Annotated in this window: 15 protein-coding genes and 1 pseudogene; 11 read left to right on the top strand and 5 right to left on the bottom strand. The window is 41.0% G+C overall.

Features of this window, described 5'->3' with window-relative positions:
* Positions 1-172 precede the first annotated feature (172 nt).
* Entirely contained in the window at positions 173-364 is a 192-nt protein-coding gene (locus QNH15_RS16425) for a hypothetical protein (RefSeq protein ID WP_061972781.1), read from the bottom strand.
* A 176-nt stretch (positions 365-540) separates the two neighbouring features.
* On the opposite strand from QNH15_RS16425, the gene QNH15_RS16420 reads away from it, so the two are divergent.
* The 3 genes and pseudogenes from QNH15_RS16420 (at position 541) to ppdK (ending at position 6,146) form a co-directional block, all read left to right on the top strand.
* A complete protein-coding gene (locus QNH15_RS16420; protein WP_283889356.1) occupies positions 541-2,373 on the top strand; it encodes a terpene cyclase/mutase family protein in 1,833 nt (610 codons plus the stop codon).
* A gap of 283 nt (positions 2,374-2,656) precedes the next feature.
* A complete protein-coding gene (locus tag QNH15_RS16415) occupies positions 2,657-3,475 on the top strand; it encodes a pyruvate, water dikinase regulatory protein (protein ID WP_283889355.1) in 819 nt (272 codons plus the stop codon).
* Positions 3,472-6,146, top strand: a pseudogene (ppdK, locus tag QNH15_RS16410) (pyruvate, phosphate dikinase). The gene QNH15_RS16415 and the pseudogene ppdK overlap by 4 nt, the downstream one beginning before the upstream one ends.
* Before the next feature lie 67 nt (positions 6,147-6,213).
* Here the strand turns inward: ppdK and QNH15_RS16405 are convergent.
* Positions 6,214-6,357 carry a hypothetical protein gene (locus QNH15_RS16405; protein ID WP_156412586.1) on the bottom strand — a complete coding sequence of 48 codons (144 nt, stop codon included), beginning with the start codon at positions 6,355-6,357 and terminating at the stop codon, positions 6,214-6,216.
* Between the two features lie 216 nt (positions 6,358-6,573).
* On the opposite strand from QNH15_RS16405, the gene QNH15_RS16400 reads away from it, so the two are divergent.
* The 3 genes from QNH15_RS16400 to QNH15_RS16390 all read left to right on the top strand — a co-directional run bounded on the left by QNH15_RS16400 (position 6,574) and on the right by QNH15_RS16390 (position 10,326).
* The gene (locus tag QNH15_RS16400) at positions 6,574-7,458 is read left to right on the top strand and encodes an SDR family oxidoreductase (RefSeq protein ID WP_283889354.1); all 885 of its coding nucleotides are present in this window, start codon (positions 6,574-6,576) and stop codon (positions 7,456-7,458) included.
* A 194-nt stretch (positions 7,459-7,652) separates the two neighbouring features.
* Entirely contained in the window at positions 7,653-9,623 is a 1,971-nt protein-coding gene (locus tag QNH15_RS16395) for a DNA/RNA non-specific endonuclease (RefSeq protein WP_283889353.1), read from the top strand.
* 13 nt (positions 9,624-9,636) lie between these two features.
* Positions 9,637-10,326, top strand: coding sequence for a hypothetical protein (locus QNH15_RS16390; protein ID WP_283889352.1), 690 nt, complete (start codon positions 9,637-9,639; stop codon positions 10,324-10,326).
* Between the two features lie 23 nt (positions 10,327-10,349).
* Here QNH15_RS16390 and QNH15_RS16385 read toward each other — a convergent pair whose 3' ends face one another.
* Positions 10,350-10,913: a GNAT family N-acetyltransferase gene (locus tag QNH15_RS16385; RefSeq protein ID WP_283889351.1), complete on the bottom strand. Its 564-nt coding sequence runs from the start codon at positions 10,911-10,913 to the stop codon at positions 10,350-10,352.
* 1,095 nt (positions 10,914-12,008) lie between these two features.
* On the opposite strand from QNH15_RS16385, the gene QNH15_RS16380 reads away from it, so the two are divergent.
* Both QNH15_RS16380 and QNH15_RS16375 read left to right on the top strand, forming a co-directional pair.
* Complete coding sequence (locus QNH15_RS16380) at positions 12,009-13,415, top strand: MFS transporter (RefSeq protein WP_283889350.1); 1,407 nt, start codon at positions 12,009-12,011, stop codon at positions 13,413-13,415.
* Between the two features lie 245 nt (positions 13,416-13,660).
* Complete coding sequence (locus tag QNH15_RS16375) at positions 13,661-14,884, top strand: ATP-binding protein (RefSeq protein WP_283889349.1); 1,224 nt, start codon at positions 13,661-13,663, stop codon at positions 14,882-14,884.
* A gap of 118 nt (positions 14,885-15,002) precedes the next feature.
* On the opposite strand, the gene QNH15_RS16370 is transcribed toward QNH15_RS16375, so the two are convergent.
* Positions 15,003-15,416 carry a glyoxalase superfamily protein gene (locus QNH15_RS16370; protein ID WP_283895611.1) on the bottom strand — a complete coding sequence of 138 codons (414 nt, stop codon included), beginning with the start codon at positions 15,414-15,416 and terminating at the stop codon, positions 15,003-15,005.
* A 168-nt stretch (positions 15,417-15,584) separates the two neighbouring features.
* The gene (locus QNH15_RS16365; protein WP_283889348.1) at positions 15,585-15,896 is read right to left on the bottom strand and encodes a hypothetical protein; all 312 of its coding nucleotides are present in this window, start codon (positions 15,894-15,896) and stop codon (positions 15,585-15,587) included.
* 445 nt (positions 15,897-16,341) lie between these two features.
* On the opposite strand from QNH15_RS16365, the gene QNH15_RS16360 reads away from it, so the two are divergent.
* The 3 genes from QNH15_RS16360 (at position 16,342) to QNH15_RS16350 (ending at position 18,754) form a co-directional block, all read left to right on the top strand.
* The gene (locus QNH15_RS16360) at positions 16,342-16,908 is read left to right on the top strand and encodes a YdhK family protein (RefSeq protein WP_283889347.1); all 567 of its coding nucleotides are present in this window, start codon (positions 16,342-16,344) and stop codon (positions 16,906-16,908) included.
* A gap of 81 nt (positions 16,909-16,989) precedes the next feature.
* Positions 16,990-17,688: a response regulator transcription factor gene (locus QNH15_RS16355; RefSeq protein ID WP_283889346.1), complete on the top strand. Its 699-nt coding sequence runs from the start codon at positions 16,990-16,992 to the stop codon at positions 17,686-17,688.
* On the top strand, positions 17,663-18,754 hold the full coding sequence (locus tag QNH15_RS16350) for a sensor histidine kinase (RefSeq protein WP_283889345.1): 1,092 nt from the start codon (positions 17,663-17,665) through the stop codon (positions 18,752-18,754). Before QNH15_RS16355 ends, QNH15_RS16350 begins: the two co-directional genes overlap by 26 nt.

Below are 18,754 nucleotides of genomic sequence, written 5' to 3'. Positions count from 1 at the left end.
CTCCTGAGGGGAAATACGCGTCTTTTTTGAGTACAAGTACTTCATTCTTTCTGTTTTACTGTTCGATTTCAAGCTTCGCTTCTACCTGTTTGCAGACTTGATTTGCTGACATGCCATTTGCATCAATGACCGAAGCCGGAGTCACAAAATCTTGATTTTAACAATCGGTTCATTACTTCAGGGTATTTAGTATGTTTTCCGGATTGGTCAACTGAACGGTTTTCACACTTTCTACATTGTGCTTTTTAAACAGCTCTACATGAGTGGTATTTAAAATGGTGCCTTTTTTTAATAAAAGAACCCCATTGGAAGTGTAAACGTCTTCCAAAAGAATAGAGCCGGTTTCAACCTGCAAGTCTGACATGTGCATCCTCCTTGGAATAAACAAGATTATAGTTCTATCGTAATGGATAATTATACCTGTATCAACTTTTATTTGTACTTTTCTGTATATTCCTTTCTCATTGGAATCTTACTCTTTTCGTGAGCATACAATATAGCCAACACCACTGGCTGTAAGTCTGACCGGAGTGATGGACAATGAACAGACTGGCTAAAGTGATAACAGAAATTGACCGGCGCACCGACCGTCTTCTTGATCTGCAGCAGCCTGACGGCTCATGGCGTTTTTCTTTTGAAAATGCCCTGCTCACGGATGCCTATATGATCATTATGTTACGGACCCTGGAATGGGATGACGAGATGCTGATCCGGCAACTGACAAGGAGAATATTAGCCAAGCAAACAAAGAACGGAACATGGAAAGCCTATCCTGATGAAAGAATGGGCAATTTGTCTGCCACAGCGGAAGCGTATGCCGCCCTGCTTTATTCAGGGGTAATTTCCCGGGATGCCATCCCGATGAAAAAAGCTGCAAGGTTTATCAGAGAAAACGGCGGATTAAAAAAGACCAGTTTGTTAACGAAGGTATTCTTTGCATTTAACGGACTGTATCCATGGCCAGACCGTGAAGTGGATCCTTCGAGACTATTTCGAATCATGAAAAAAGTGAACATGAACTTTTACGATCTTGGAAGCTATGCAAGGGCCCACTTTGCTCCGGTTTTGTTGGGAATGGCAGAAAAGTTTCAGGTGCACAACAGCCGTAAACCTTGTCTGAAGCATTTGTTTACAGAAGAAGACCGCGGAAAGGCGAAGGGAAAAAAGAATTCTAAACGTCCGTTGTATTCCATCCAGAGCGCTTTTCTGGAAAATTACATACTAAAGAGGGTTGAGGAGGATGGAACTCTCCTAAGCTATGCCACTTCTACTTTTCTCATGATATACGGGCTTCTCGCGATTGGTTACAAGCCCACCGATCCGGTCATTCATAGAGCGATTACCGGGCTGATTTGTCTGGTTCATCATACTGGGAAAACCTTTCATCTACAGAACTCACCGCCGACGGTGTGGGATACTTCTCTCGTAAGCTATACCCTGTTGTCCTCAGGGGCCCCTCCTTCATCTTCACAAATGAGAAAGAGTTTGAGTTTTGTGCAGAAGCATCAGCAAACCCGTCTCGGAGACTGGAAATTTCATAATCCGGATGTCATGCCCGGAGGCTGGGGATTCAGCAAAAGTAACACCATCCATCCGGACATCGATGATACCCAGGCTGCTCTGCGAACGATGTTTCATTATGCAAAAACCGATAGAACGATTCAACACGCCTACAAAAGAGGTGTCGGTTGGCTTCTCTCCATGCAAAACAAAGATGGGGGATGGCCGGCATTTGAAAAAGACACAAATAAAAGATGGATGGCGAAACTGCCCATTGAAAATGCCGGGGATGCGCTTACCGATCCTTCCACAGCTGATTTAACGGGTCGGACGCTTGAGTTTCTCGGAAACTATGAAGGGATACGGCTCTCATCTCCCCACATTCAATCTGCTGTTCAATGGCTGAAGCAACATCAGGAAAGCAATGGTTCCTGGTATGGGCGCTGGGGCATTTGCTATATTTACGGGACATGGGCCGGTATAACAGGGCTCATGGCGGCTGGGATCACACATAAAGACCTTGCTGTACAAAAAGCGGTGGAGTGGCTGACTTCGATTCAGAAATATGACGGAGGATGGGGAGAATCATGCAAAAGTGACATCAATAAGCATTATTGTGCTCTTCCATACAGCACAATCACCCAGACTGCATGGGCAGTTGATGCACTGATCGCGGCTTGCCCAAAACCAACCGATTCGATAAAACGAGGAATTGACTATCTATTACATCGCGAAAATTATCATGGCATACATGTTTCCTATCCAACAGGGGCTGGGCTGCCAGGAACATTTTATATGTACTACCACAGCTACAATTACATTTGGCCGCTGTTGGCATTATGTCATTACAGGGATAAATACGGAAATAATTAAGAAGAAGGCTGATATCCGTAATGGATTCAGCTTTTTGTGTGGCCACGGTTAACCAGCATCTATTTGTTCATTTTCAAGCAGCATTGTTACCTTCTATTTTTTTTTGCTTAAAAATCCAAGAAATAGATTGTATCTCTGAATTATTGGTGTTATTATAGGATTTAAATTAAATTAGTATAACACATTTAAGGAAAATAAATTAAAAGTATGACACATTGGTTAGGAAGGAGAGTAAAGCTTAGAAATTTGCTACACTCAAAACTCATAGGATAGGAGATTCAAATTGGATACGAAGAAGATCGTCTATGTGGTTTCAGACTCAGTAGGGGAAACGGCAGAGCTGATGGTAAAAGCGGTCGCCGCTCAATTTAATGGGGGAGATATTGAAATTCAAAATGTCTCTTTTATTGAAGATATCCAGGATTTGAAAAATGTAATCTCTGTCGCCAAATATCGAAACTCAGTGATTGCCTATACGATTGTGGTTCCTTTTTTGAAACAGTATCTTGACCAGCGGGCGCAAGAAGAAGGTATTATTGCCATTGACCTCATGAAGCCGCTCATGCATGCCTTCACCGAAAAATTTCATAAAGAGCCGGTTTATCAGCCGGGGTTGCTCCGGAAAATGGACGAGAACTATTTTCGAAGAGTGGAAGCCATTGAATTTGCTGTTAAATATGATGACGGACAGGATACACGCGGCCTTTCCCGTGCGGATATCGTCTTGATTGGTGTTTCCAGAACATCGAAAACGCCGCTTTCGATGTATTTGGCCAATAAAAGATTCAAGGTGGCTAATGTTCCGTTAGTGCCCGAGGTGGAGCCGCCGGAAGAAGTCTTTCACTTCAAAAAGAAATGTATAGGATTAATTATTACGCCGGATAAGCTGAATGAGATTCGGAAGGAACGTTTAAAGAATCTTGGGTTAACGGTAAGAGCCCATTACGCGAACTTTGAGAGGATCATGGAAGAATTGGATTATGCCGAAAAAATCATGAAGAGAATTGGCTGCCCGGTGATTGATGTTTCCAATAAGGCGGTTGAAGAGACGGCAGATTTAATTTTGGCTATGTTAAAAAAGGAGAGGAACTGGATATCATGACGCAATTCGTATATCTGTTTGATGAGGATGGGAAAAAAGGTAAAGAACTATTAGGCGGAAAAGGGGCGAACCTGGCAGAAATGACGCGTATTGGACTCCCGGTTCCTTACGGGTTCACCATATCAACGGAAGCGTGCAATGCCTATTACCAGGCGGGGAAACGTCTGCCGTCCGAGATGAAAAAGCAAATCGAGACAGCCCTTCATCATCTTGAAGGAAGAACAGGAAAGAAGTTAGGGGATACCAGAAATCCACTTCTTGTTTCTGTGCGTTCAGGGGCGGTTCACTCCATGCCGGGGATGATGGATACCGTGCTGAATCTGGGCATGAACGATGAAACAGTAGAAGCAGTGGCGAGTCTCACTTACAATCCGCGATTTGCGTATGATACATACCGCCGGTTCATTCAAATGTTCAGTGATGTTGTGCTTCATGTGGACGGTTTTTACTTTGAACAGTTGCTCGAAGAAGTCCGCGTAGCAAAAGGATATGCTACAGATCCTGAAATGACCGCGGAAGACTGGAAAGAAGTGATAGAAGGCTATAAGGAACTGGTTCGAAAACACGCCAAAAAAGACTTTCCGCAAGATCCTAAGGAACAGCTTCAATTGTCCATATCTGCTGTTTTTGATTCATGGAATAACCAACGTGCTTTTGTGTACCGCCGGCTTCATAAGATCCCGGATGACTTGGGTACTGCTGTCAATATACAAAGCATGGTATTCGGAAACATGGGCAATGATTCTGGTACCGGCGTTGCTTTTACTAGAAATCCTTCCACAGGTGAAGCAAAGATTTATGGCGAATATCTGATCAATGCCCAAGGAGAAGATGTGGTGGCAGGGATCCGGACACCGCAGCCGATTGCAGCCATGGAAACGGCCATGCCTAAAGTGTATCAGCAGTTTACAGAAACATGCCATTTGCTTGAGTCTCATTATAAGGATATGCAGGACATTGAGTTTACCGTCGAGCGGGGAAAGCTCTTCATCCTGCAAACACGGACAGGAAAGCGGACTGCACAGGCGGCCATTCGAATTGCGGCGGAACTATTTAAAGAAAGCATCATAGATAAAAAAGAAGCGATTTTGCGCATTGAACCAGAACAGCTGAATCAGTTGCTGCACCGCCGTCTGGATAATACCAAGGAAAGAAATGTCATGGCAAAAGGCCTTCCCGCATCCCCAGGTGCGGCTACGGGCCAAGTGGTATTTGATGCAGATGAAGCCGAAAGAATGGCGAAAGACGGTAAAAAGGTGATTCTTGTCCGTCCGGAAACGACACCGGACGATATTCATGGAATCGTGGCAGCAGAGGCAACGGTTACCAGCCGTGGCGGGATGACCAGTCATGCGGCAGTGGTGGCCAGGGGAATGGGAAAGGCCTGTATATGTGGATGTGAAGCCTTACGATTAACCTGAAATTACAGCAGATTGCTGTAGCAGGAACGATAATTGAAAAAGGCGATGTAATTACCATTGACGGGTCAACAGGTGAGATTATGCTTGGTGAAATTCCGATGATTGATCCGGAACTTTCGGAAGAATTTCAATTGCTTCTTACTTGGGCAGATGAGGAGAGAACATTGGGTGTACGAGCCAATGCAGATAATCCTGAAGATGCCCAAAAAGCATTGGATTTTGGCGCGGGAGGCATCGGGCTTTGCCGCACCGAGCATATGTTTATGGATAGTGCAAGAATACCGGTTGTTCAGGAAATGATACTCGCAGAAACCTTTGATGAGCGAATGGAAGCTCTTGATCAGCTGCTGGTTATGCAAAAGGAAGATTTTGAACTCATTTTTGAAGCGATGAAGGGGTTGCCGGTGACCATTCGGCTGCTTGATCCGCCGCTTCATGAATTTTTGCCAGACAAGGAAGAACTTCTTGTAGAGGTTACGAAGCTACAACTATCCAGTTCCTTTTCAGAAGAATTATTGGAAAAAGAACGATTGCTTCGAAATGTTCGTAAATTGGATGAATGCAATCCAATGCTTGGGCATCGAGGCTGCAGACTGGGCATGATTTTTCCCGAGATTTATGAAATGCAGGTTAAAGCGATTTTTTATGCGATATGCAACCTGAGGGATAAGGGGATGGATGCCGCCCCTGAGATCATGATCCCTTTGGTAGGCCATGTAAATGAATTAAAAGAGATGAGACAATTGGTGATCGGTACAGCTATGGAAATTGAGCAAGAAGCAGGGCAGGAATTTAATTATCAGATTGGGACAATGATTGAAGTGCCTCGGGCAGCGTTAACCGCGGATCAAATTGCCAAGGAAGCTGACTTTTTCTCCTTTGGTACCAATGACCTTACCCAAACAACCTTTGGCTACAGCCGGGATGATGCGGAAGGCAAGTTTCTTTCTACTTATATCGAAAATAAGGTACTGCCTGAAAATCCATTTGCCACTCTCGATCAGGAAGGCGTCGGTAAACTTGTAGAACTGGGTGTCAGACTGGGACGGGAAACGAAGCCGGGGTTAAAAACTGGAATTTGCGGTGAGCATGGAGGGGAAAAAGAGTCCATTCGTTTTTGTCATGAGACAGGACTTGATTATGTCAGCTGTTCACCATACCGTGTGCCGCTGGCCCGTCTTGCAGCAGCTCATGCCGCAATAAAACAGGCACAAAAACAGGGGGAAAGCAGGGAACTTCAACTGCACTAATAAGAGAAGCTGTCCGATTCGGACAGCTTCTTACTTTTCATTTATCACGCAGCTGACTCTATAAAACTTACAATTTATAATAAACCTTAGCATCACTTTTACTGTTGTGCTGGACATGTTCATCATCTGATTGAATCCCCGCCCCGATCCAGACACCGATAATGACAAAAAAGGCAATGAGTGGTGAAAGAATGGGTTTTTTTCTATCCATCTTGCATCCTCCTTTTTTCCATTTTTGATAGGTTTCCCTGATGAACAGCTCTCGTAAACACGTTGAAGGATATTTTAATATTTCATGTGTTGAAGGGTTTCAAAGACCATCGATTGGGGAAGTCCAAAAAGGTATATTTATACAGAATGAGAATACTGAATTGTGTTGTTTTACTGTATAAATGCTAGTGACCTATCTACCTAAGGAGCGATGATGATGTCCAAACCAGTAAATCCTTTAACACAATATTTTAATGAGGATTATCCCAAACAATACCAGGATCCACCTGCGGTTCAGGGTCAAATGAGTCCGCTTCCTGACTGCGGAGAAAAAAGCTACAAAGGTTCAGGAAGGCTGTCAGGGAGGAAAGCGCTGGTTACCGGCGGAGATTCAGGGATTGGCCGAGCAGCAGCCATTGCTTATGCCCGGGAAGGAGCGGATGTTGCCCTCAATTATTTGCCTGAGGAACAATCTGATGCAGAGGAAGTCAAACAGCTCATTGAAGCAGAGGGCCGAAAAGCTGTGCTATTGCCTGGCGACTTGAGTGATGAAGCGTTTTGTGAGGAATTGATTAAGGAGTCTTACTCAGCTTTAGATGGATTGGATATTCTGGCGCTCGTTGCAGGGAAACAGCAGGCAGTTGAAAATATCGAAGACCTGTCCACTGAGCAACTTCGGAAAACCTTTGAAGTGAACGTATTTTCCTTGTACTGGACGGTGAAGGCGGCGTTGCCGTATCTTCCGGAGGGTGCGTCCATCATTACTACCACATCTGTACAGGGCTATAACCCAAGTCCAAACCTGCTGGATTATGCAGCTACCAAATTTGCAATTAATGGGTTCAGCCGTGGACTGGCCAAGCAGTTGGCCCCAAAGGGAATTCGCGTGAATTCAGTAGCGCCCGGCCCGATCTGGACACCGCTTCAGATTTCCGGAGGACAGCCCGGAGAAGCTATCCCGACGTTCGGACAGGACACCCCATTAAAGCGTGCCGGGCAACCTGTTGAACTGGCTGGTGTTTACGTGTTTTTGGCTTCCAATGAATCCAGTTACGTAACCGCTCAAACGTATGGAATTACAGGTGGTATTGAATTGGCCTAAGAATATAATCTTGGAGTGAGTAGGAGACTGCTATCTTTTTAGCAGTCTTTTTTCTTTTGTCTTTTCTAGGCAATTCGATAGAATAATTTGGAAAATTGAAAATATTGACCTATTTAGATTTGCTTCTTATTCGCGTATAGTAAGAAACCGAAAACACCATGTCCTTCACAGAAGTAACTTCTATGGGAGTGGTAATGTTGAAAATCAAACTGGAACGTGTACGCTTAACACTGCGACATAAAATCGAGGCCCTTGTTCATCGCATCATGAGTTGGATGCAGTCTCACCCTTGGATAATGGCACTTTATTCTATCCTCTCTTGGATCTCACTCCTGCTCTTTATTTTAAGTTTATTTTTCATTAAAGATTCCCGTATCATGTTTGTTCAGTTTCTTTGGTCATTTTATCTTTTATTACAATTTTGGATTCTTTGCAGGAGCAAGACGTTCACATGGAGAAAATTCACGTATTTCTTTATGGCGGGATCCTGGCTTATTGCGCCGCTCAATGCGATGATTGTCCTTCTTATTACAGCCGTGTTTGGAGGCAGGGCGCTTGATGTTTGGAGCCAGTCTTTTATAACGCCGGTAACAGAAGAGGTGCTGAAATTGCTTCCTCTTACCATTTATTTATTTTTATCCCGCAGGGCCACTGCACTAAGCTTGAGTGATTATGCTTTGGCTGGTGCAGCCACAGGAGCAGGGTTTCAATTTTTGGAGGAAACCGCACGGCGGCTGGTTTCAGGAGCTTTTTATGGAAAAAGTCTGCTGACCGGGCAAGTCCTTCATTGGGATTTCTTCAGTCTGTTTCCCGGGTACTTTGAAGGGTATATTTTCAATGAACGGACCAGTGCAGGACATGCGGTACTTACAGCAATGGTCACCGTTGGCTTTGGTTTGGCCATGAGGTATAAGCATCGATTAAAGGGATTTACTTTTTTAATACCCTTGTGTTTGCTGGGATTATGTATCCTGGATCATATCGTGTGGAATGCCGGTTATCGGGCACCTGCTGTTCTAAGAGGATTTCATGATTTGCTGGGAAGCGGTTATGCATCGAAACCTCTTTTTTTAGGTATGCTGATCGCGGCCGTTATCATCGATTACTGGGATCTGAACAAGGCAAAAGACAAACTGCTCCTGCTGCCAGAAGAAAGGATGATCAATCCAGTCAGCGAACTGCGAAACCTGCTTTCATCTTTTTATCGTGACAGAGAAAAGTTTGGCAGTCTGCTGTATTTCTACAGAGAACGGAGAGAGCTGGGGTTCACGCTGGTACGCGGAGATGAGGAGGCAAAAAGCAGAGTCCATGAGCTTTCAGCAACTATGTACCAATATTACGGAGCGCTAATGTTTCTTTCAGCTATACTTATTTTTGCAGGATATGGATGGTTTTCCGGTACCTCAGGTCTTGAGTCGTGCTTTGCCTGTCTATTCGATTCCTTGCAGAACTGGTGGGATTATCGATTATCTGGAACTGAAAAATTCATGCTGCTTGCAGGTGCCTTTGCGCTGTTTTTCCCTTTTCTTGGCGTATGGTCTGCGCTTGGGGCGGTTTCAGCAGCAGCGGGACTGGCCCAAAGCGGGCATCAAATTGCTGATATGCTTCGTCATCCGCGTAAATTATTGTCTCCGGAATATGCAGCGGCCGCTGTTTTTACACTCGGGTTTAACCGGCTGCCTTTTGGAAAAATAGTTGGAAAGAAACTATTAAAAACCGCTTCCGGATGGAAAAAATACGAGCTTGTGACAAAGGATGGACTTGTGTATCGAACGACTCTTGGAAAAAATGGTGAGCTGCGGGCAGTTTTTGCAAAAATTGATCCAAAGAGCCTTGGAAAAGGAACGGATACGAATGACGCATCAAGAAAGTTAATGAAACTCTTCGGCGGAAAAAATACGGACGATGCCGGACATGCGATTGGAAACAAGCTCGGCGGGCTTGGCAATAAAAACTCAGCCAACCTGTTTCCTCAAAACCACAGCATTAACCGCGGGGCGTTCAGGGCTTTTGAGAAACAGATCCACGATCAAGTGAAAGCTGGCAAAACCGTATTTGTTCGAGTCGTTCCGAAGTATGCACCAGGTGCCATACGGCCGCATGAGGTAGCCTATTCCGTAAGAATCAATGGCAATACGATAACAAGGATTTTTAAAAACCCGTAAGGAAGTGATGGGAATGGAAAAAAGCTATCTTCTAATGAAGGAATCCGGACAACAAGAGGAAGGTGATCTGACATTCATTGGCGGATTTCCCCGCATGCCCGCTTCAGAACCTTTACCAACGTGTGAGTTGTGCGGTGAAAAACTGACCTTCTTTTTTCAAGTATCCTTCCCAGAGAAGCATAGCTGGGAAGGAAGAACGATGGCAGTCTTTGCCTGTACAAAGTGTGCACACGAAGATTTCCTGATCCCCGAGATGCTTCAGGATACATTAAAGGGAATAGATATACCGCAGGGGTTTTTGGAATCCTACCAAAAAAACTTCAGAATCCTTCTCTTTGAAACAGAGAATGGAGAACTGCGAAACGACTATGATCAAATCATTAAATTTGTGAGATGGCGCCAGTCACCAGCAGAGAATCCTGATGAAATCCATGCAAAAATAGGAGGGAGCCCAGACTGGCTGCTGGATAATGAAACGCCCGCCACCTATAAAACAAAAGTGCCCATGATTTTTTTAATGCAGCTGCCTCAGGATATGAAGTTTGAAACCGTGGAAAACGCTCCTCCCCAGACGATATTAAATTTGGAAGGGAAACCAGCGTCTTCGCGTCATTCATACTATGAACTATTTTTGGCCAACCAAATTTACTTTTTTGGTACAAAGGATATGGAGCCACTTGTCTACATTTTGACACAGATTTAAGTCAGGATTCAGATCGGAAGTTTTCAACAAAAGCTGCTTTCCGAGGTCAGTATTTTCCCGAAAAGCAATGCATCATAATACGTATTCTCTATAAAATAGTGATCTTTTAAACGTCCTTCTAATTCATACTGATTCTTTTCAAGTATTCGAGCAGATCCAATATTGGCATCCACTAAGACGGCATGGAGTTTATGGAGCTTAAGAGAGGAATATGCAAAATTAGTCATCATTGCAACCATCTCTCTGCCATACCCCTTACCCCAATGATGTTTATTCAACACATAACCAATTTCGGCTTTGTTTGCTTTATGGTCAAAATTGAAAATCATGGCTGTCCCTATTATTGCATGAGTATGTTTTTCAACAACGGAGGAATATAGATGAGTACCTTCCGCCTCACGCTTTAACATTACTTCAATGTACCGACGAGTTTCCTCCAAGGTACTCATTAAGTTCCAGCCAATAAATTGTGAAACTTCTTGATCTGATGCATAATTATGTATTTCTTGAGTGTCCCTAATATTTAATGATTTGAAGTAGATATTTTTTCCCTCCAATGAATGAAATAATTCTCCACGCTTTTCCATCTTAGCCTCCTAAACATTATAAATTTAGAACTAGTTGAAGATGCACTCAAATAAGGAATATTTAAGCCCCAATTCAGTAAATCCCCGAATATAGACTAAAATTCTTAAATGAAAAGACGATATCTCAATATTCATTATTGGAGAGCACTCTTAAAGTAAAATCACAAGAAAGATTTGTACTTAATAATCAAAGGTTTATATTGTTTAATCCTTCGCTAAAAATCTAAAATCTAAAGAATTATAATTCAAGATGGAAGAAGACTGAGGAGTTTTAGGAAACTTACTGAAAACATAACACTTACTTAAATGAAGTGTTTATGTTGATCATATGTTAATGGAGAAAATTATAGAATGATTTTTATATAATGACCAATAGCATTCTTTTAATGGGGGAGAGCTTCCCCAGTTCAGACATATATTTATCTTTCTGTTTCGCTTGGTTGTGCGGTGAAAATAGAACAGAACTAATAGGGTTCACCAGCACTCCTTATGAAGCAAGCAAGGGATGATCAGTATCTATCACATATTAAAACGTTATTTAGCTTAGCTTATTAATCGAGGGAGACATCATTTCTTTATGAAGTCTTCTTTTTTATGTATTTACACAAGATATCTTATACTCTCGACAAGGTGGGGGAATGCGATTAATGTTGAAGAGTCGGATTCAGTTTAGGATAATCCATATCGATATGCTGGTTATCAGTACGGTAAAGAAACGAACCTCTATTACTTAATGACGCGGTTTAACCTGAGCTAGTCACCTTTATTTCTTCAGATCCTGGTCCTGGTTATATTTTAACGCAAAATGGATAATGCTTATGCTAATAATTACCGGAAAATGAATAGTATTTTTTGAACGTGTAAACCCTTAATAAAAGAGGTATACCTAATTGAACAGTAACAAATTTATCAATTATTCATGTAGTTTCATGAGGCATGGCAGTGGTGTTTCAAATATTTACCGAAATTACATGTATGTAAAAATTTTTGTGAAAATGATATTTATGCTTTTGTATTACTTATGAAGCAAGCCTAAAGTTTGATTTTGCTTCTCATTTTCGTATAATCATATACTGCAGAGGTGACATACTACTAATGAAGTTTAACAAGAAAAAAATTAATGTTGTCGATATAAAAAAAGCGAGAAAAAGTGTGTTTGCTACTGGTGTAGGAAACGCAATGGAATGGTATGACTTTGGTTTATATTCCTATCTAGCGGTTATCATTAGTCAAAATTTTTTTAGTGCTGTTAAGAATGACGAGCTAAAATTAGTGTTTACATTTGCCACTTTTGCGATTGCTTTTTTAATGCGCCCGTTAGGAGGTATTATATTCGGAAGGATCGGAGATAAGTTAGGGAGAAAAGTTGTTCTAACAACCACCATTATTTTGATGGCTTTATCAACATTATTAATCGGTTTATTACCTACATATGATCAAATTGGAATTTGGGCTCCGATCTTATTATTAATAGCAAGGATTATTCAAGGGTTTTCAACTGGTGGTGAATACGCTGGTGCAATGGTTTATATCGCTGAATCATCTCCAGACAATAAGCGTAATGTCCTTGGAAGTGGATTGGAAATTGGTACTCTCACAGGATATATACTGGCTTCATTGCTGGCTAGTTTGCTGTTTCTACTTCTATCTGATGATCAGATGGCCTCTTGGGGTTGGAGAATCCCGTTTTTACTTGGTTTACCTTTAGGTCTAATTGGGTTTTATTTAAGAAGCAGTTTAGGGGAAACACCGATCTTTGAAAATGAACTTGCTGATTCTGATGATGAGGTTGAAGAAGAAAGCTTCTTCTCGATTTTAAAAAATCACAAAAAGGATGTTTTCGTATGTTTTGTAGCTGTGGCCTTCTTTAATATTACAAACTACATGCTATTATCGTACATGCCGTCTTATTTAAATGAAATAATAGGGTTGTCTAACACTGTAGGAACCGTATTAATTACAGTTATTATGATTCTTATGGTGCCGCTTGCTTTCATGTTTGGAAAGCTTAGTGACAAAATTGGAAATAAGGCTGTTATCTTAATTGGTTTAGGAGGCTTAACCCTACTGTCTGTTCTTTGTTTTTATTTAATAAACTTGAATACTTTAGTCTTTATATCGATAGGTATCCTGATCCTAGGTTTTCTACTCGCATCTTATGAAGGAACCATGCCTGGAACCTTACCGACAATGTTCTATACAGATATTCGCTATCGAACATTAGCTGTAACTTTTAATGTCTCTGTTTCACTATTTGGGGGAACGACTCCTCTAGTTGCCACATGGCTAGTTCACGAAACAGGGAATAACTTAGCACCTGCATTCTATTTAACCATTGTGAGTATTATTGGATTTTTAGTTATTTTGTTCTTTTTCACTAACACAGCAGGAAAATCTCTCAAGGGTTCTTACCCGACAGTTGCTTCTAAGTCTGAGTTCAATGAAGCCGTTGAAAATCCAAAAGATGCTTTATGGTGGCATCCCGAACAAACCGAGAAATAAGCATAATAGGAAGCAACTAAGCGTTGGTATAAGAAAAAAGGCTGTTCGCTCCTGAACAGTCTTTTTTTTGTGTGTCCGGCATGAAGCCAGAGCAAGATAAATGACTAACAAACGCTTAAATATAAAAACGTTGACGAATTTTTTAAATCAAAGAATTATATCAACCAATTATTTTTCATTAATAGACTGAAAATTCAGACCGTATATGATATTATAAGATAAAAACATTTGTTGGAGAAGTATATATGAGGAAAGTTGGACAGCTTTCATTAATTTCACTTTCAATTGCTTTTACCACTTATCAAAAAATATGGAGCGGTCACCCTTTTTGGACCTTTGATTTTTTCCTTTTCACATTCATTGCCTGGCTCATTGGCTGGCATTATGACAAAATACGTGAATTTGCAAAACAATCAAAGGCTAATGAAGAAGGTTACAAACTTCTTATCGATACTTTGCCCGAATCTATTTTGATTCACCAAAATGGAAAAATACTGTACTTAAACCAGCCCTTTCTTCAACTAATAAATCTGAGTAGCATGGATGTAGCAATTGGTAATGAGTTGCATAATTTTGTGGGGACCCCTCTAACTAAACAATTGTTGAACGCAATCCTACTAGAAGAAAGTAAATCTAAACCAGTTGATATAGAAATAAAGAGTAAAAATGGCATGGCTTGTTTTTACGAGGTAAGCTCATATGATATTAAGTATGGAAATAAAGACGTCAGTCTAACTGTTATTAAAGATATTACTTTAAAAAAAGAAGAGACAAGAATTCTCTTACAAAGATCAGAAGCATTGGCGCTGCTGGGACAAATGGCTGCAGGTATTGCTCATGAAATACGAAATCCTTTAACTTCTATATCGGGATTCATTCAATTATTACAAGTGAACCAACATGAGAACCAATATATAGCGATCGTGGAAAGTGAACTTGAACGAATAAATAATATAGTCGGCGATTTTTTACATCTATCAAAACCAAAGGAAGTTGCCTTAAAAGAACAAAATATAGAACATGTATTGAAAGAAGTTATTGCATTATTGAATTTAAAGACGGAAAATCACAACATTCAAATTACAGAAGAATATGAATCAGATTTGCCTGATTTTTATCTTGATAAGAATCAAATGAAGCAAGTTTTTCTTAATCTTTTAAAGAATTCAATGGAAGCAATGCCGAATGGTGGTCAGATAAAGATTGTAGTTAGTAGAGGGAATCCCGAACAAGTTTTGATAACTATCAAAGATGAGGGAGTCGGTATTCCCAAGGAACAACTCCCAATTTTGGGACAACCTTTTATTACGACAAAAGAGAATGGTACCGGGTTAGGATTACTGATATGTTACAAAATAATAGAATCACATAAAGGAACTCTTAAAGTCGACAGTAAGGTCAATCAAGGAACCACAGTAAGCATTAGTATGCCAATATCCATTATCAATGAAAAAAAACTAAATGTGTAATTTACAAACACTATTTCCAAATTAGTATAGGTTTAATATTTAGGAGTTTATATATAAATGTTAAGTAAAGAAATCTCCCCTGTATCCGTGTCCAAGGGAGATTAATTGGAACTGCTTTTTATAGGTTAAAGATATTACTTCTGTTCAAATCCTGCCCTATGTTCTCGAAAAATACAAGTCTATTTCCGAAAGGATCGCCAATACGAATTTCCCGTGTATTCCATGGAGTGTTCTCAATGCCTGGGCGGGCATATTTGTATTTTTGTGATAACAGGTTGGTATGTAGCAACTCCAAGTTTTCAACTTCAATTCTGAGGGCAGCCCCGGGGCAGCAGTCTCCGTGATGCTCTGAAAGATGAATCACACAATTGTTATATGAAATTTGCATATACAATGGCAAATCATCTTCGAAATGATGCTCCCAATCGACCTTGAAACCTAAAAAGGATAGATAAAATTCTCTGGCTTTTTCCTCGTCAAACATACGAAGAATGGGGACGGGGCTTTTCATGGTTAGGGGTGAATGACTCATTTGAAACAACAACTCCTCTTTTAAAATCAAAATACCTTGTGGATTAATTATACATGTGTTTTATAATGCAAGCCTTTATCCTTTTGGTGAAACGAAGAATGGTACAAAGAAAGACACCTCATCAAAAAGGTGTCTTTTTGGTTTCAAGCGAGCCTGCTATCATGTACTCTACCAGATTCGTTTGCCTTTAGAAGGCGAGCAGCTGATTGCACGTACCCAAGGACCGGATGTGGTTCTTATTGTTCTTCCCGCCGTTACCGTTGTTGTCTGACCGTTTCTCTCAGATGACCCATTTTTCACAGATGTAATGGGGATGCTGTTGATATCAATGGTAATTGGTGTAATGATGGTGCTTTGTTTGATACAGGAGCACTTGTCCAACTTAATATTAACCGTTGTTAAATTTTTATTGTTATTAAGAATATCTTTGGCAATAGAAACATTATGCTTTACGATTGGGTTTTGCTGATGACCTTTCATGGTAGCCCTCCTACATATTTTTGAAGTTTAATAAACTTCTAATTAACATTATATGTAAATAATAGTTTCCGGTTTGGACGTTCCTCTTATATATACCGATAACCATAAGGACAAGCACACAATCCTGAGATAATAGCCAGCATATTGAAAAGGGTAAGAGTTGTTTCCTCTTTTCTTTTTAGAGGACGTTCAGATGCTGATTTACGTGAGAAACCTTAACGGGAACCATTGAATTTAAAGGATCGAATTGCCGTTCTTTCAATTATGAGCAATTTATAAATGATTTTGTGAAAACGCTGACCAAAAAGTTTCTCTAGCTTACAGAACTGTATCAGCGGCTAATGCAGATAACGCATCGAACAAGATAGAGAATTCCTTCCTTCACAATTTCTTCACAACTGCTTTGTATTATGAAAGCAGCATGAATCATAAGGAGGAAGACAGCATGAAAAGAAAAAATATCTGGATTGTATCATTGCTTGCGGTGTCGTTGACTCTTGGAGCGTGTTCAAATGACACTGGCGATAATAATTCGGAAAAACATGAAACAAAAGATGAAGGCATGAGTCATGAGGGGAGGAATCATTCGGGTACCGGGGAGGTACCAAAGGACCTGAAGAAAGCTATGGACCCAGAGTATGAAGTGGGTAGTCAGGCGATTATTAACGCGGATCATATGGAGGGGATGAAGGGGGCAAAAGCAAAAATAGCCGGGGCCTATGATACAACAGCCTATGTGGTAACCTATACACCAACAACAGGTGGAACACCCGTTAAATATCACAAATGGGTCATTCAAGAAGAAATCCAGGATGCAGGAAACAAAACGCTGAAAAAAGGGCAAAAGGTCAAGCTGAAGGCGGATCATATGAAGGGCATGAAAGATGCTTCAGCCATAATCGAATCCTCTGAAAAAACAACCGTATATATGGTGGACTATACCCCAACAACAGGTGGAAAAAGGGTTAAAAATCATAAATGGGTAACAGAAAACGAGCTGGAGGCTAAATAAAGATAACAAAGAGAATCCATGTGTTTCATAAGGATTCTCTTTTTGTCTATAATTGAGGAAGAAGAAAGGGAGAGAAAATAGATGAAAACCGTCCTGATTGTAGATGATGAAGAGAAAATACTCGAGGTTGTCTCTTCGTATTTGAGAAACGAAGGTTATCAAACGATTGAAGCGGCTACTGGACAAGCGGCCCTGGAGTATATAAGGAGAGGGCACATTGATTTTGTTATTTTGGATTTAATGCTTCCGGATTACAGCGGCGAGGATATTTGCCAGAGCATTCGACAAGAAGCTTCCGTTCCCATCCTCATGTTAACGGCAAAAGCAAAGGAAACAGAACGGATAAAAGGTCTGTCGCTGGGAGCGGATGATTACATGGTTAAACCGTTCAGTCCGAGGGAGCTTGTAATGAGGGTGAAAACGATTCTGAGACGTTCCAATGAGAACGATCTACTGGCGGACCAAATATCTTATCATCAAGGCGAGTTAACGATAAATGCAAAGTCAAAAGAAGTTTTTTTAAAGGGCAATTCTATTAGTCTGACTCCAATCGAATATAAAGCGTTACTCGTTTTTGCGCGACATCCTAAACGCACATTTACTAGAGAAGAGCTTGTGGAAAAAGTGCTCGGTTATGATTATGAAGGGGAAACCCGCACCATCGACCAGCATATCAAAAACCTTCGCCATAAAATAGAGTTCAATCCTAAAGAGCCCCGGTACATACAGACCGTTTTTGGAATGGGGTATAAGTTTGAAGGAAACCGAAGTGAAGATTAAAGGACTGCATGCCCGGTTGACCCTTGTTTTTATACTGGCAGCAACTATTAGTTTAATGGTAGCAAGCCTGGTCATTTTGTTGGAAATTCATTATCATTTTACAATGTTTAAATTGGATGCGCCTGAATTTCGGGTAATTAAGCCTCTGGCCATTCATTTTGAGAGAGCGGTCATCGGTTCAATACTATGGACATTATTGGGGGTATTCATTCTGGTTTGTGTGATTAGCTATTTCGTAGCCAGAAAACTATCAGAACCCCTTGTGCAAATGAAATGGGCAGCAGAGAAAATGGCAAAAGGCGATCTCGATGTTAGAGTGAAGGTCCAGGGAAATGATGAATTGCAGGAGTTAGGGCAATCTTTAAACCAGTTAGCAGCACAGCTGCAAAAACAGGAGATTGCAAGAGAAAATATGACCAGTGATATCGCTCATGAATTACGGACGCCTCTGGCCACTCTGAAGAGTCATATGGAAGCCATTGAAGATGGAATCTTTGTGGCTACACCTGAGCGTCTGCATTCATTTGGAGAAGAAATTGATCGGCTCATCCTGCTGGTTTATGATCTCGAACAATTAACGACGTTTGAAGCACCCAACTTTGTACTTGAAAAGCGAAAAGAAAACTTGGGGGAAGTCCTTCAACAAAGCATGAGTACATTACGAGAGTCTTATCTGCAAAAAGGAGTAGCCTTATCCTTTTATGAAAAAATGCAGATACAATTGCTTATTGATAAAAAAAGAATCATGCAAGTTATGATTAACCTGTTAACAAATGCCTTGAAATTTACCCCTGCAAGCGGGAGGGTCGACATTACAATAGAGATTAAAGAGAGGGATGCTGTTATCACAATAAAAGACACCGGGATAGGAATAACTAAAGAAGAAATTTCTAAGGTATTTGAACGATTCTATCGGACGGAGAAATCCAGAAACCGCCGATTTGGAGGGAGTGGCATAGGGCTAACCATCGCCAAACAATTAACTGAAGCTCATGGGGGAAGTATATGGATGGAAAGTGATCCGAATGAAGGGACTGCTGTAATGGTTACTCTGCCATTACAATAG

The sequence above is a fragment of the Fictibacillus enclensis genome, from assembly GCF_030123385.1.
Taxonomy (GTDB): domain Bacteria; phylum Bacillota; class Bacilli; order Bacillales; family Fictibacillaceae; genus Fictibacillus_C; species Fictibacillus_C enclensis.
The sequence above is the reverse complement of the archived record's forward strand: the minus strand, read 5'-3'. Positions and strand labels throughout refer to the sequence as shown.